This is a genomic window from Streptomyces sp. WMMC940 (assembly GCF_027460265.1).
GTDB lineage: Bacteria > Actinomycetota > Actinomycetes > Streptomycetales > Streptomycetaceae > Streptomyces.
The window spans coordinates 2,011,205-2,025,851 of record NZ_JAPZBC010000001.1; the positions used below are offsets into that span (position 1 = coordinate 2,011,205).

Annotated in this window: 12 protein-coding genes and 1 pseudogene; 1 reads left to right on the forward strand and 12 read right to left on the reverse strand. The window is 72.1% G+C overall.

Annotated features, from left to right (window positions below):
• Positions 1-20: 20 nt before the first annotated feature.
• The 9 genes and pseudogenes from lepB (O7595_RS08735) to O7595_RS08775 all read right to left on the reverse strand — a co-directional run bounded on the left by lepB (O7595_RS08735) (position 21) and on the right by O7595_RS08775 (position 6,255).
• Positions 21-962, reverse strand: coding sequence for a signal peptidase I (lepB, locus tag O7595_RS08735; protein ID WP_443071587.1), 942 nt, complete (start codon positions 960-962; stop codon positions 21-23).
• A pseudogene (gene lepB / locus O7595_RS08740) lies at positions 856-1,938 on the reverse strand (signal peptidase I); the annotation flags it as partial. The gene lepB (O7595_RS08735) and the pseudogene lepB (O7595_RS08740), both read right to left, overlap by 107 nt.
• A complete protein-coding gene (lepB, locus tag O7595_RS08745) occupies positions 1,931-2,698 on the reverse strand; it encodes a signal peptidase I (protein WP_269728162.1) in 768 nt (255 codons plus the stop codon). The gene lepB (O7595_RS08745) and the pseudogene lepB (O7595_RS08740), both read right to left, overlap by 8 nt.
• Positions 2,699-2,770: 72 nt before the next feature.
• Entirely contained in the window at positions 2,771-3,121 is a 351-nt protein-coding gene (gene rplS / locus O7595_RS08750; protein ID WP_269728163.1) for a 50S ribosomal protein L19, read from the reverse strand.
• A 132-nt stretch (positions 3,122-3,253) separates the two neighbouring features.
• Positions 3,254-4,075, reverse strand: a complete 822-nt coding sequence (gene trmD / locus O7595_RS08755; protein ID WP_269728164.1) for a tRNA (guanosine(37)-N1)-methyltransferase TrmD — start codon at positions 4,073-4,075, stop codon at positions 3,254-3,256.
• Positions 4,075-4,632 (reverse strand): ribosome maturation factor RimM, encoded by a 558-nt coding sequence (gene rimM, locus O7595_RS08760; protein ID WP_269728165.1) that lies wholly within the window; start codon positions 4,630-4,632, stop codon positions 4,075-4,077. The genes trmD and rimM overlap by 1 nt, the downstream gene beginning before the upstream one ends.
• A gap of 78 nt (positions 4,633-4,710) precedes the next feature.
• Positions 4,711-4,950, reverse strand: a complete 240-nt coding sequence (locus O7595_RS08765; RefSeq protein WP_017947632.1) for an RNA-binding protein — start codon at positions 4,948-4,950, stop codon at positions 4,711-4,713.
• Positions 4,951-4,952: 2 nt separating this feature from the next.
• Positions 4,953-5,393, reverse strand: coding sequence for a 30S ribosomal protein S16 (rpsP, locus tag O7595_RS08770; protein WP_018891857.1), 441 nt, complete (start codon positions 5,391-5,393; stop codon positions 4,953-4,955).
• 232 nt (positions 5,394-5,625) lie between these two features.
• Positions 5,626-6,255, reverse strand: a complete 630-nt coding sequence (locus O7595_RS08775) for a hypothetical protein (protein WP_269728166.1) — start codon at positions 6,253-6,255, stop codon at positions 5,626-5,628.
• 973 nt (positions 6,256-7,228) lie between these two features.
• On the opposite strand from O7595_RS08775, the gene O7595_RS08780 reads away from it, so the two are divergent.
• A complete protein-coding gene (locus O7595_RS08780; RefSeq protein ID WP_269728167.1) occupies positions 7,229-8,086 on the forward strand; it encodes a methyltransferase domain-containing protein in 858 nt (285 codons plus the stop codon).
• 286 nt (positions 8,087-8,372) lie between these two features.
• Here O7595_RS08780 and ftsH read toward each other — a convergent pair whose 3' ends face one another.
• The 3 genes from ftsH to O7595_RS08795 all read right to left on the reverse strand — a co-directional run bounded on the left by ftsH (position 8,373) and on the right by O7595_RS08795 (position 14,634).
• Positions 8,373-10,292 carry an ATP-dependent zinc metalloprotease FtsH gene (gene ftsH / locus O7595_RS08785; protein WP_269728168.1) on the reverse strand — a complete coding sequence of 640 codons (1,920 nt, stop codon included), beginning with the start codon at positions 10,290-10,292 and terminating at the stop codon, positions 8,373-8,375.
• Between the two features lie 207 nt (positions 10,293-10,499).
• Positions 10,500-12,050: a signal recognition particle protein gene (gene ffh, locus O7595_RS08790; RefSeq protein WP_269728169.1), complete on the reverse strand. Its 1,551-nt coding sequence runs from the start codon at positions 12,048-12,050 to the stop codon at positions 10,500-10,502.
• A 127-nt stretch (positions 12,051-12,177) separates the two neighbouring features.
• Complete coding sequence (locus O7595_RS08795; RefSeq protein WP_269728170.1) at positions 12,178-14,634, reverse strand: [protein-PII] uridylyltransferase; 2,457 nt, start codon at positions 14,632-14,634, stop codon at positions 12,178-12,180.
• Positions 14,635-14,647 lie beyond the last annotated feature (13 nt).

The following is a 14,647-nucleotide window of genomic DNA, read 5'->3' on the forward strand; positions in this document are numbered from 1 at the left end:
TCGCTGATCCGAGCGGCACCCTACCCGTCGGTTCGCCCGCGGGTCAGCCGCCTCCGGCGGACGAGCACGATCGGCAACGCGCCGGCCACCGCGAGTGCGCCCGGCGCGAGGGTCCCGCCGATCACAGCCGCCGAGTTCAGCCCGGGCTGGTCGAAGGTGTCCGGAACCGGCAGCGTGGACCAGCGGTTGAACGGCCAGGCCACCACGACGGCCCTCCCGACGACGTCCTCGTTGCTGACCGTGCCGTTGTAGGGCAGTTCCTGGTGGTAGCGCGAGTCCAGGGAGTTGTCGCGGTTGTCGCCCATCACCCAGATCCGGCCCTCGGGCACGCGGATCGGACCGAACGGCTTGTCGTCGCAGGGCGTGCTGCCGGGCCGGATGTACGACGTCTCGTCCAGGGCCTTGCCGTTGACCATGACCTTGCCTCCCTTCTTGCAGGAGACGGTGTCACCGCCGACCGCGATGACACGCTTGATCAGGTCCTTCTCCTCCGACGAGGGCATCAGGCCGATGAAGCTCAGGAACTGCTGCACCACATTGGGCTCGGGAGCCTGGGTGTCGTCCAGCCAGCCGCCCGGGTCGTGGAAGACGACGACCTCGCCGCGCTCGGGTTCGGAGCCGAACCAGGGCGTCAGCTTGTCGACCAGCACCCGGTCGCCCCGCTGCAGCGTGTTCATCATCGAGTCCGACGGGATCGAGAACGCCTGCACCAGGAAAGTCTTGATCAGCAGCGCCAGGACCAGCGCGATGCCGACGAGGAGCGGCAGCTCCTTCCAGAAGGACCGCTGCTTCCTCGCCCCGGTACCGGACGAGCCGTCGCCGTCCGCCGGGTCACCGCCCCCCGAACCGCCGTCGCCCTGCGGGGGAAGGCCGCCGGAGCCGCTGGAACCGGGGGAAGGCTTCGCGTACCGCTCGGGCCGCTCCTCGGGCTCCTCGTGTCCGGATCGTGCGCCTACGGCCAAATCCCCCACATCCACTCCTCACTCCGTGCGACCGCCCGCGCCCGAGACGGCGCAGGCCCACTACTCCCATAACGAGCGGGAGTTCCGCAGGGCTCGGGAGCAGGACCAGTCCTTTGTGATCCTGGGAGGACACACTATGCGACGCTCCGTGTGCGGTGGCCGTCCCGGCGCGCGCATCGGGGACCGAGGCGTACGTTCCCCTCTCCTCCAGTTTGCTCCAGTGGTCGAACGGCCATGCGATGACCACGGCGCGCCCGACGACCTCCTCCTCCGAGACGGTGCCGCTGTACTCCTCGTCGAGGTGGAATCGGGAGTCGGCCGAGTTCGACCGGTGGTCGCCCATCACGAACAGCCGGCCCTCGGGGACCTGCACGTCGAACCTCAGTTTCGAGGGGGCGTTGCCGGGGTGCAGATAGGGCTCGTTCAGCGGGACCCCGTTGACCGTGACCTTGCCCTCCCGGTCGCAGCACTTGACCGAGTCACCGCCGACGGCGACGACCCGCTTGATCAGGTCCTGCTCGTCCTCGGACGGCAGCAGGCCGATGAAGGTCAGCACGTCCTTGGCCTGCTTGACGACGACAGGGTCGTCCCTGCGCGGCGTCTGTTCCTCCTGGAGCCAGCCGCCGGGGTCCTTGAAGACGACGACGTCACCGCGCTCGGGCTTGGAACCGAACCAGGGCGTCAGCTTGTCGACCAGCACCCGGTCGTCGATCCGGATCGTCTGCTCCATCGAACCCGAGGGGATGACGAACGCCTGCACCAGGAAGGTCTTGAGGACGAGGGCGATCATCAGCGCCACCGTGATGAGAAGGGGGATCTCCTTGACCGCGGATCGCTGGCGCCGTCTCTTCACCTTCTTGGCGAGCCTGCGCCGCTCGGCGCGCCCGGGCAGCGTCCGGCCGCCGTCGGTGGGCCGGGTGCCGGTGGGCAGCCGGGTGTCGGCCCGGTGGCTCGCGCGCCGCCCACGGCTACCCATGGACACCGTCCGGTGCGGTCACACGGTCGAAGGCGCCCGTCGAAGGCAGCGCGGACCAGCGGCCGAGCGGCCAGCCGATCCAGTCAGCGCGCCCGACCACCCGGTCGAGGGGGACCGTGCCCCCGCCGGGTTCGCCCAAGTGGTCGCGGGAATCACGCGACTTGCTGCGGTGGTCGCCCATGACCCACAGCGTGCCGTGCGGCACGACGATGTCGAAGGGCACATGGGACGGTGCGTCACCGGCGTACAGATAGCCCTCGTCGACCGGTACGCCGTTCACCTGGAGTCTTCCCCTCTTGTCGCAGCAGACCACGCGGTCGCCGCCCACTCCCACCACACGTTTGACGAAATCGGTGTCGGACGGTTCCGCGAGCCCGAGGGAGGCCAGCCCCTCGCGCGCCGCCGCGCTGACCGGGTTCTCCTCCACGCCCTCCGGCACGAAGGATCCGATGCCGTCGAACACGATCACGTCGCCGCGCCGCGGTTCGGACCCGAAACGGTACGCGAGCTTGTTCACCAGCACGCGGTCGCCGACTTCGAGGGCCGGTTGCATGGAGGTGCTGGGGATCAGGAACGGCTGCATCACGAAATGGCTGAGGAGCAGCAGGAACACGGCGCAGACGCCGCCCAGCACGCCGGCTCGCCGCCAGGACGGCCGCCGGTAGACGCGCGCGGAGCGCGACCGCTCTCCGGTGCCGGACCCATCGGTCTCGGGGGCGGAAGAGCGGTCGCGCTCCGTGTGCAGTGCTTCGGTGTCCATCGGGGCCAGATGCTATCCGGCCGCCGTAAGAACCGTATGAGGCCTCAGCAGGGCGCGGGTGTGAGCCGTGGCTCAGTTCTCGCGCTTCTCCTTGATCTTCGCGGCCTTGCCGCGCAGCTCACGCAGGTAGTAGAGCTTGGCGCGGCGGACGTCACCGCGGGTGACGAGCTCGATCTTCTCGAAGATCGGGCTGTGCACCGGGAAGGTGCGCTCGACGCCGACGGAGAAGGAGACCTTGCGGACCGTGAAGGTCTCACTGACGCCCGAACCCTGGCGGCGGATGACGACGCCCTTGAACTGCTGGATACGGGAGCGGTTGCCCTCGATGACGCGAACGTGGACGTTCACGGTGTCACCCGGGCGGAAGGCGGGGAGGTCGGTCCGCAGCGAGGCGGAGTTGACGGCGTCGAGCACGTGCGACATGTTTCGTCTGCTTTCTTCGCCGATGCCACAGGTCATCGACGGTATCCGGAGTGATGTTCGAGGAGCCGCGGCGTCGGGGCGGGCGTCGTGTCCCCCTGTGGCAGGGGCGCACGCCGGACGTACGGCAGCGGCCTATTCTTCCACGGCCTCCGGCCTGCGCCAAAATCGCCCGTCGGGCGACGGCGCCCAGCCCAGGATGGAGAGGATCTCCCGGTCCTTCTTGTCGAACGCGGAGGGGTCGCAGCGCTCGATCAGGTCCGGCCGGTGCAGGGCGGTCCGGCGGAAGGCCTCGTCCCTTCGCCATCGGGCGATCCGGCCGTGGTGACCGCTGAGCAGCACGTCCGGTACGCCGCGGCCGCGCCAGAGCGGTGGCTTGGTGTAGACGGGCCCCTCCAGGAGGTCGGCCATGGCGCCGGGCGCGAAGGAGTCGTCGCGGTGCGACTCGGCGTTGCCGAGGACGCCGGGCAGCAGCCGTGCGACGGCCTCCGTCATGACGAGGACGGCGGCCTCGCCGCCGGCCAGCACGTAGTCGCCGATGGAGACCTCGTGGACGGGTATGCGGGTCGCGTACTCGTCGATGACGCGGCGGTCGATGCCCTCGTACCGGGCCGGGGTGAAGATCAGCCACGGCCGCTCGGACAGCTCGACGGCGAGCTCCTGGGTGAACGGCCGGCCGCTCGGGGTCGGCACGACCAGCGCGGGAGCGTGGGCGCCCGCCTCGTAGCCGGATGCGAGGACCTCGTCCAGCGCGTCGCCCCAGGGCTCGGTCTTCATGACCATGCCCGGTCCGCCGCCGTACGGGGTGTCGTCGACGGTGCTGTGCCGGTCGTACGTCCAGTCCCGAAGGTCGTGGACGTGGACGCCGAGCTGCCCGCGTGCCCGGGCCTTGCCCACGAGCGAGACGTTCAGCGGCTCCAGGTACTCGGGGAAGATCGTGACGACGTCGAGCCGCATCAGTTCCCGTCCTCGGCGTCCGCTTCCCGCTGCGAGGCGATCTCCGCGCGGTCGTCGACGAGGCCGGGGGGCGGGTCGATGACGGCCCGCTGTCCGGCGAGGTCGATCTCGGTGACGATCTCCTCGACGAACGGGATCATGACCTCGCTTCCGTCCGGCCGCTCGACGATGAAGAGGTCCTGCGACGGCAGATGGGAGATCTCCGTGATCCGGCCGATCCCCGTGCCGTCCGCGAGCACCACGTCGAGGTCCATGAGCTGGTGGTCGTAGTACTCGTCGGGCTCCTCGGGCCGCTCCTCCGGATCGACCTCGGCGATCAGCAGGGTGTTGCGCAGCGCCTCGGCGCCGTTGCGGTCCCGGACCCCCTCGAAGCGCAGCAGCAGCCGGCCGCTGTGCACCCGGCCCGTCTCGATGGTCAGCGGGCCCGCGGAGGCCGGTTCGGTGGCCAGTACGGCTCCGGGGGCGAGCCGCAGTTCCGGCTCGTCGGTACGTACCTCGACGGTGACCTCGCCCTTGATGCCGTGGGCGCGGCCGATCCGTGCGACTACCAACTGCACGCTCAAAGCTCCTGTCGTACGACGACGGGCCGGGGCGGGCCGGTAGGCCCTCCCCGGCCCGCGCCGGTGATCAACTGCTCAGCGGACCTGGTCCACGTCGACGAGGTCGACACGGATACCACGGCCGCCGATGGCGCCCACGACGGTGCGCAGGGCGCGCGCGGTGCGGCCGTTGCGGCCGATCACCTTACCGAGATCGTCGGGGTGGACCCGGACCTCGAGCACCCGGCCGCGACGCAGATTGCGTGAGGCGACCTGCACGTCCTCGGGGTTGTCGACGATGCCCTTCACGAGGTGCTCGAGAGCCTCCTCGAGCATGCTCAGGCCTCGGTGGACTCGGCGGGAGCCTCAGCCTCGTCCGCCTTCTTCTCGGTCTTCTTCGACTTCTGGGTGATGGCCTCACCCTTGCCCTCTTCGCCCTCGAGAGCCTTGGCGAACTCGTCGAAGGAGCGGCGCTTCTCTTCCTTCGTGGCCGGGGCGAGGAGCGGCTTCTCCGGGGCGGGCAGGCCCTTGTGCTTCTGCCAGTCGCCGGTGAGCTTCAGGATCGCGAGAACCGGCTCGGTCGGCTGGGCGCCGACGGACAGCCAGTACTGGGCACGCTCCGAGTCGACCTCGATGCGGGACGGGTTGTACGTCGGGTGGTACAGACCGATCTCCTCGATGGCCCGGCCGTCACGGCGGGTACGGGAGTCGGCGACGACGATGCGGTAGTGAGGCGAACGGATCTTGCCCAGACGCTTCAGCTTGATCTTGACTGCCACGGGAGTGGGATCTCCTGGTTTTGACGTGGTTGGGCACAACGAGATGCCGCGTGGGGTTGCGGTACCCGATGGCCCGATGGACGCGTCAGCCGGAGGAGAGAGGGGTCCTGTGCGACTGTCGAGTACAGCTAGACATTGTGCCACACGGATCCCGGCCGGCTGACCCGAGGCCGTGGACCCCGGGTCGGGCCGGCCGCTCACTCCCGGAGTGCGGCCGTGTGCGGTGTCCCGCTCAGCTCGCCGCCGCCACCGCTTCGGGGATGCGGAACGGCTTGCCGCAGCCTCCGCAGACGATCGGCGCCTGGGCGAGGACCGAGGGGACCACCCGGACGTTTCTCCCGCAGTCGCAGACCGCTTTGACCCGGACGCCGCCGCCGGACGAGCCGTGGCGGGCCGCCGGACCGCGGAAGGTCCGCTTGGTGTCGGATGCCGTGGCGACCGTGTGCGCGGCGAGGGCGCGCTGCAGCCGCTCGATGGTCGGCCGGTACCGCCGCTTCGCCTCGGGGGTGAGGACGACCAGCGAGAAGCCGCTGCTGGGGTGCGGCTCCTCCGGGTGGTCCAGGCCCATCTCCTCGGCGATCGCCAGGAACCGGCGGTTGTGGTAGCGGCCGGCGCGCGAGGTGTCGCGGACGCCCCGGGCGGCGGCAATGCCGTGGACTGCCTCGTGGAGCAGTCGCTCGAAGGAGAGTTCGTGCCCGCAGGCCGACGACGACTCTCCGATCAGTGACTCTGGCGCGGCAAGATCGGGCAGCTCGGGGTGGTGCCGCTGAATGTCGGCCCACGCCTGTGCCAGCTCTGCGGCGAGAACAGGTGGTGTCGTGCTCACGTCGTGACAACGAGCAGGACGTCCCCCGGGTTCCATTCCGGGGCATCCCAAATAATTTGCACGTACCCGTCAGTTGCCGTTGATGCGTCCTGACGAGGGCGGGTGCGCTGATCTGCGGAGAAGCCTCGCAGCTCACAACAAGCTGGTACGTACTCCCGCGTCCACGCCGCAATGCCTACACCGGGCGAGCCGATGCGCGACCCCGGCCCGCGCGCCGGGACCGTGCGCCGGAGCGCCCGCGAGTGGCGCGGCACCCGGGACCGCCGGGCGGGCCTGCGCACGGTCCGCGGCGTTCCCGAGGGCTCGGCACCCGGCCCCTTCGGTGGGCGCGTGCGCCCCAGGAGGCGCGTGCGACGATCGCGAGCGTACCGGGAGCACCTTCGGACCCGGGCACCGACCCGTCCGCGCCCCGCCGGCACCGCACGGGCACCGGCCGGTTCGCGGTGCGGCCCCGGCCGCCCTCGCCGTGTGCGACCGCGGGACGAACCGGGGCGGGTACGCGTTGCACACCCCGGCCCGCCGTGGTCCGGGGGTCCGCCTCCTGCCGCACCCGCTCCCGGTGCCCGTGGCCGTGGGGCGTGTCGCGAAGATCCCTCCCGGCCCGCGACGCCCGGCACGCACTCCCCCGCAGACCTTCGGGCACGGGAGGTGCCCCCACGCGGCGTTGTCGGGGTCATCCGAGAACGTCCATCACCATCCGCCGTGCACGGGCCGTTGTCCGCGGCCTCGGCCTTGTCGATCAGTCCTGTCACCGGTGGGGGAGTCCTCCGCCGGTGGTGGAAGGACGGGCGGTCCTGCCATGGCGGGAATCGCAGGCGGGCTGCACTCTGGATGCGGAACGGTCCCGGGCGCGGGGGCGCACGACCGGGACGTCCGAGACATTGCGGTGCGACCTCTGGACGTACCGAGCGAAGCGCAGTTCCCTGGCATACGGGGGGCGCGAGCGATACGACACGGGGGCTGTCCAGCAGGGCAAGGCTGACCTCTTGGCGGATTGGGGCGCTTTTCGATGACACCTACGCTCGTCCCGCACCACCCTCGTACGTCCTCAGTGCTCCCGGCGGACGCCGGGAAACGCGCCCGTGACTGGGCCGAGATCCAGGAACGGATGCTGGTGCCGCTCTACGAGGCGGTGTACGAGCATCTGGAGGTCGGGGCCGGCACTCGTGTACTGGGCCTCGGCTGCGGCTCGGGCCTTGCCCTGCTGATGGCCGCGACGCGCGGCGCGAGCGTCACCGGCGTCGACACGGACCGGGCGAGGATGGCGCTGGCGCGCGAGCGGCTCGCTCCCGCGCCGGAGCGCCGCGGATCCGGCGACGCACCGTGGGCACGGCTGGTCGAGGGCGGGCCGGAGGAAGCCGCCGATCCCCGGCGCCCCCGGTTCAACATGATCACGGTTTTTCAGCCGATCGGGTGTACGGCCGGCGACTCCGACGGATTGGTTCCGGCGCTGGAAGCAGTAGTTCCGCTCGCTGAGCGCGGCAGCCCCGTGGTGCTGGCGGGTTGGGGCCCGCCCGAGCGGTGCGCCACCTCGGCGGTGCTGAGAGTGGCGAGCAGGCTCACCGAACGACTGCGCGCGGACGGGGGCTGGCGGCAGACGCTCCGGGACGACCTGGAGGACGTGGCGACCAGGGCGGGGATACGTCCGGACGGCTCGGGCCGGGTGTCGTGCCCCTTCGGCTACGCGGACCTGGACAGCGCCGTGCGCGGCCTGATGTCGACCGGCCTGTTCGACGCGGCGGTACGGGCGACGGACCCGGCGCAGGTGGAGAAGGAGGTCAAGGAGGCGCTCCATCCGCATGTGCGGGCCGACGGGACGGTGTGGATGCCGAACGTCTTCCGGTACCTGATAGCGCGTACGCCGTGAGGTGAAGGACCGGCGGCGCGGGGGCCCGCGAGGCACCCGGGCTCGTGCCCTGCGTGCACCGGCGCCGGGTCCCGCGCCGGAGAACGCGGGCGCGGGCCTCCCGCGCCGTGAACGTGCGAGGCGTGCGGGGCGCGCGGGCCTGGCGTACCGGGACCGCGTCTCCGCGCGCGATCCCCTGCCGCACCCGCACCGCGGGCCCCGGCCGCGGGTGCCGCGAGGGCGGCTGGAGCCCGATCGCCCCGAGCCCCCGGCGGGCCCCGGGCGCTTGCGTCCGCGCCCCGGCGACTCAGTGGCCGTTCGTGTCCTTCTTGAGCCGGGGGATGCCGGCGGCCCGGTACGCCTCCTCCTCGTCCAGCGTCTCGCTGGCGAGGAGTGCCTCGGCCAGCGCGTCCAGCCGGTCGCGGTTCTCGCGGAGCTGCCGGCAGGCGCTCTCGTAGCATTCCTCGGCGATCCGGCGCATCTCGTGGTCGACCGCGTCCAGCGTCGCCGGGGCGGCGGTGAGCCCGTACGGCTCCTGCCCGTCCCCCGACACGGCGGTGAAGCGGCCGACGCGCTCGCTCATGCCCCAGCGTCCGACCATGCCCCTGACCAGCCGGGTGACCTGCTCCAGATCGTTCTCCGATCCGGTGGTGATGATCCCGAAGACGACGTGCTCCGCCGCCATGCCGCCGAGCGCCCCGATGATCCTTCCGCGCAGGTACTCCTCGGTGTACGCGTACTTGTCCGCATCCGGGGTGGAGAGCGTGACGCCGAGCGCCCGGCCGCGCGGGACGATCGTGACCTTGCGGACCGGGTCGGCACCCGGCTGGAGCATGCCGAGCAGGGCGTGGCCGCTCTCGTGGTACGCCGTCCTGCGGCGTTCGCCCTCGGGCATCACGAGCGCGCGCTCCGCGCCGAGCTGGACCTTCTCCAGCGCGTCCGAGAGGTCGCGCTGGGTCACCCGGCCCTGCCGCCGTTTGACCGCGAGCAGCGCGGCCTCGTTGGCGAGGTTGGCCAGTTCGGCACCCGTCATGCCCGGTGTCGTACGGGACACCTGCGCCAGATCGACGCTCGGCGCCAGTGGGATGTCCCGGGTGTGGATCCTGAGGATGGCCTCCCGGCCCGCCCGGTCGGGCGGGCTGACGTGCACGATCCGGTCGAAGCGGCCGGGCCGGGTGAGGGCCGGGTCGAGGACGTCTGCACGGTTGGTGGCGGCGATGACGACGACGCCCTCCGAGCCCGTGAAGCCGTCCATCTCGGTCAGGATCTGGTTGAGGGTCTGCTCGCGCTCGTCGTGGCCGCCGATGCTCGCGCCGCCGCCGCGCACCCGCCCGATGGTGTCGATCTCGTCGATGAAGACGATGGCCGGGGCGACCTTGCGGGCCTCGGCGAAGAGCTCGCGGACGCGGGAGGCCCCGACGCCCACGATCATCTCGATGAACTCCGACGCGGACGCGGAGAAGAACGGCACCCCGGCCTCGCCCGCCACGGCCCGCGCGAGCAGCGTCTTTCCGGTGCCGGGCGGGCCGGCGAGCAGCACGCCGCCGGGCATCCGTGCGCCCATGGCCCGGTAGACCTGGGGGTTCTTGAGGAAGTCGACGACGTCGTCGAGCTCGCCCTGGACCTCGTCGATCCCCGCCACGTCGGCGAAGGTGGTGCGTCTGTGGGGTTCCAGCTCCACGGGGCGGGGCGGCGCCTTGCGACCCAGGGGACCGCCGAGGCGTGGCCCCAGGCGTCTCGCGAGGGCCACCCAGAGCAGCACGAGGATCACGATCGGCGCGAGGGAGAGCAGCAGATTGGTCAGCAGGCTGCGCTGGACGACGACCGGTTCGGCCGTGACGGTCACGCCCTTCTGGCTCAGCTGCTGCCAGAGGTCGTCCTCCGCGAACTCGGGCCGCTGGGTCCGGAAGGTGGTGTAGTCGCCCCCGCCGCCGGGGATCGGCTGCCCGGTCCTCAGCTCGCCCTCGATGGTGTCGCCCTTGGCATAGATCTTGGTGACGTTGCCGGCCTCGACCTGCCTGCTGAACTCGGTGTACGAGATCGTCGGCTCGTCGCCCTTGGCGAAGTACGACAGGATCCCGTAGGCGACGAGGAAGAGGACCACGGCGGTCGCCACGAGCCCGATCCAGCCACCGGGCGGCTTCTTGCGCGGCGGCGTGGGTGGCGGTGCCCCCTCCGATCGCCAGGGCTGGTCGGTGCGATCGCGCGGGGGTACGGCATTGGCCACGGCCTGCCCTCCGGTCCCTCGGCTGCTCCAGATCTCTGCCCATGACCGCACAGAACCGCCCGGGCTGCCACCCGGAGCGGAGCCCGGGCGGTGTGAGCGACCGGGCAGCCGAAGGGCCCGGCACGGGCGAGGGCCCCGCGATCGGGTGATCGCGGGGCCCTCGCCCGTGCTCGCGGCGGGCCCGCCGGTCCATGGACTTCCCGGACGTCAGCCCATGAACTTCTTGAACTCCTCGGGGAGCTCGAAGTCCTGGGCGCCCTGGCCACCCGCAGGCAGCCCGAACGGGCTCCCCTGGCCGGCCTGTTCGCGGCGGGCCTGGGCGGCCTGCTCCTCGGCCTTGCGCTTCATCGGGTTGCCGGAACGCTGCTTGCCCTTGGCCTGCTTCTGCTTCTTCTTCTGACGGCCCGGTCCGCCGCCCATGCCGGGGATGCCGGGCATCCCCGGCATGCCGCCGCCCTGGGCCATGCGCGACATCATCTTGCGGGCCTCGAAGAACCGCTCCACCAGGTTCTTCACGGCGCTGACGTCCACACCGGAACCGCGGGCGATGCGGGCCCGGCGCGAGCCGTTGATGATCGTCGGGTCGGTGCGCTCGCCGGGCGTCATCGACTTGATGATCGCCGCCGTACGGTCGACGTCGCGCTCGTCGATGTTGTTGATCTGGTCCTTGATCTGGCCCATGCCCGGCAGCATCCCGAGCAGCTTGGAGATGGAGCCCATCTTCCTGACCTGCTCCATCTGCGCCAGGAAGTCGTCGAGCGTGAACTCCTTGGGGCCCTTCGCCAGCTTGGCCGCCATCTTCTCGGCCTCGGCCTGGCTGAAGGTCTGCTCGGCCTTCTCGATCAGCGAGAGCATGTCGCCCATGCCGAGGATGCGGGACGCCATGCGGTCCGGGTGGAACGCGTCGAACTCGTCCAGCTTCTCGCCGTTCGAGGCGAACATGATCTGCTTGCCGGTGACGTGCGCGATGGAGAGCGCGGCACCACCGCGGGCGTCGCCGTCCAGCTTGGACAGCACCACGCCGTCGAAGCCGACGCCGTCGCGGAAGGCCTCCGCGGTGTTGACCGCGTCCTGGCCGATCATCGCGTCGACGACGAAGAGGACCTCGTCGGGGCCGACCGCGTCACGGATGTCCGCGGCCTGCTGCATCATCTCCTGATCGATACCGAGCCGGCCGGCGGTGTCGACGATGACGATGTCGTGCACCTTCGACTTCGCGTACTCGATCGACTCCTTGGCGACCTGGACCGGGTCGCCCACGCCGTTGCCGGGCTGGGGCGCGAAGACGCCCACGCCGGCGCGCTCGGCGACGACGGCCAGCTGGTTCACGGCGTTGGGGCGCTGCAGGTCGCAGGCGACGAGCAGCGGGGAGTGGCCCTGGCCCTTGAGCCAGAGACCGAGCTTGCCGGCCAGGGTGGTCTTACCGGCACCCTGGAGACCCGCCAGCATGATCACGGTGGGCGGCTGCTTGGCGAAGCGCAGCCGGCGGGTCTCGCCGCCGAGGATGCCGATGAGCTCCTCGTTGACGATCTTGATGACCTGCTGGGCGGGGTTCAGCGCCTGGGACACCTCGGCGCCGAGGGCGCGCTCCTTGACCTGCTTGATGAAGGCGCGCACGACCGGCAGCGCCACATCGGCCTCGAGCAGCGCGATGCGGATCTCACGTGCCGTGGCGTCGATGTCGGCCTCGGACAGGCGGCCCTTGCCCCGGAGGTTCTTGAATGTCGCTGCAAGGCGGTCGGAGAGGGTGTCGAACACGGTGGTCGCGGATCCTCAGGTCTCGGGGGCGGGCGGACAGATGTCACCCAAGGGTATCCGGCCGCGTGGGATGGGGTCTGCCCCCGGGCACGCGGCCGGACGGATCCCTCGCCCGGGTCCGGGGCGTTCACACGGTCCGCAGCGCGGCCTCCAGCGTCCGCGCGACGTCCACGGCCTCCTCGGGCGGCAGCGGGGCTCCTCCGGGACCTGTGACGTAGAACGCGTCCACCGCGTTCGCGCCGAGGGTCGAGACCCGTGCGCTGCGCACGCTGACCGCCGCCGACTCCAGGGCGTGGCCGATCCGGTGCAGCAGCCCCGGGGCGTCCTGCGCGCGCACCTCGATGACCGTGGCCAGTCGGGAGGCCGCCGGGGCGACCGTGACCCTCGGCGGCGGGGCCTTCACCCCGCGCCGGCGCGGATACGCGGCGTCCCGCTCGGCGAGCCGGGCGGTGACGTCCAGGGATCCGTCGAGGGCCCGCACGAGATCGGAGCGCAGCCGGGCGGCCTGCGGGAGCGAACCGTAGGCCGCGGCGACCCGCCAGTTCAGCATCAGGACGGTCCCCGGGCCCACCTCGTGGGGGAGCTCGACGGCGCGCAGGTCGGCGGCGCGGACGGTGAGCCGGTGCAGGGCGAGCACGCCCGCGACGGCGGGCAGTACGGCGGGCTGGTCGGGCACGGCGATGAGGAGCTCGACGCCGACCGGCTCGGGTTCGCCGTCCGGTTGCCGGCCCTCGGCCTGGGCGGCGTGCAGGGCCAGCACCGGTCCGCCGGTGCGCAGCGCCTCGACGGCGAGCCGCTCCTGCTCGGCGCTCGGAGCGACCGGCTCCGGTTCCTCGGGGCTCTCCCCTGCGAGAACGCCCGCGACCCGTTTGACCAGGTCGGCGACGAGTGATCCCCGCCAGGCCGACCAGGCCGCCGGCCCGGTCGCGAGGGCGTCGGCCTCGGTGAGGGCGTGCAGCAGCTCCAGCGTGCCGGGCGAGCCGACGACGTCCGCGACCGCCCGCACGGTCGCCGGGTCCTCCAGATCACGGCGGGTGGCGGTCTCGATGAGCAGCAGATGGTGGCGCACCAGGGCGGCGATCACGGCCACGTCCTGCTTGTCGAAGCCGATGCGGGTGGCGACGTCGCGCGCGATGGTCTCACCGGCCACCGAGTGGTCGCCGGGCCAGCCCTTGCCGATGTCGTGGAGCAGGGCCGCGACGAGGAGCAGGTCGGGGCGGCCGACCCGGCGGGTGAGCGCGGAGGCGCGGACGGCGGCCTCCACGAGGTGGCGGTCGACGGTCCAGGTGTGGACGGGGTTGCGCTGGGGCCGGCAGCGGACCCGCTCCCAGTCGGGCAGCAGCCGGGTGATCAGGCCCTCGGCCTCCAGCGCCTCCCACACGGCGACGGTCGGTTCGCCCGCGCCGAGCAGGGTGACGAGTTCCTCCCGTGCCTCGGCGGGCCAGGGAACGGGGAGCGGCTTGGTGGCGGCTGCCAGGTGGCGTACGGCGTGCAGGGAGAGCGGCACACCGGACTGGGCCGCTGCCGCCGCCGCGCGCAGGGGCAGCACCGGGTCCCGCTCCGGCCTGGCGGAGCGGGCGATGACGGCTTCGCCGTCCATCTCGACGACGCCCTCGGCCAGAGGGGTGCGCTCGGTCTCGGGGCGGCGACCGCCCCAGATGTTCCGCAGCCGGGGGCGCGCGGACCGGGCCTTGAGCACCCGGTTGACCTCGCGCCAGGTGACGTCGGCGGCGTACGAGACGGTCCGCGCGGCCTCGTACACCTGGCGCAGCAGCGCGTCGGCGTCGAGCAGACCGAGTGCCTGCGCCACCTGGTCCTGCTCCTGGAGGGCGAGCCGGTCGGTGGCCCGTCCGGTGGTGAGATGGAGTGCGTCGCGGGCGTCGAGGAGGGTGCGGCGGGCCTCGGCCAGGCCCTCGCGGGGCGCGTCGGCCAGCCAGGACGCGGCGACGGCGCGCAGGGCGGTGGCGTCGCGCAGCCCGCCCCGGGCCTCCTTGAGATCGGGCTCCAGCAGGAACTGCAGCTCGCCCTGGCGTTCGGCGCGTTCGCGGCAGAGCTCGTCGAGTTCGGGGAGCCGCTTCGGCGCCTGGTTGCGCCAGTCGGCGAGGACGGCCGTGCGCAGCCCGGCGACCATCTGGAGGTCACCGGCGACGGCGCGGGCGTCGAGCAGCCCCAGCTGCACCTTGATGTCCTCGCCCGCGGTACGGCGGGCCTCGGCCGGGGTCCGGACCGAGTGGTCGAGCGCCAGCCCGAGATCCCACACCGGGTACCAGATCCGGTCGGCGAGCGAGGCGAGCGCGCCCGGTTCGGCGCCGCCGTCGTGCAGCAGCAGGAGGTCCAGGTCGCTGCGCGGCGAGAGCTCGCCGCGCCCGTAGCCGCCGACGGCGACGAGGGCGGCGCCGCGCACCCCGGTGTCCTCCTTGGCGGCGGCGAACAGCGCCGCGAGCCAGTCGTCGGTGAGCCGGGCCAGCGCGGCACGGCGCGGCGGCCCGGGCCGCGTCTCCTCCTGGAGGAGACGCAGCCGGGCCGCCGCATAGCCGCTGGGTCCCGAGCCCTCGGTTTCCGTGGTCAGATCGATGCTCGTCACCCAGAACTCCCGT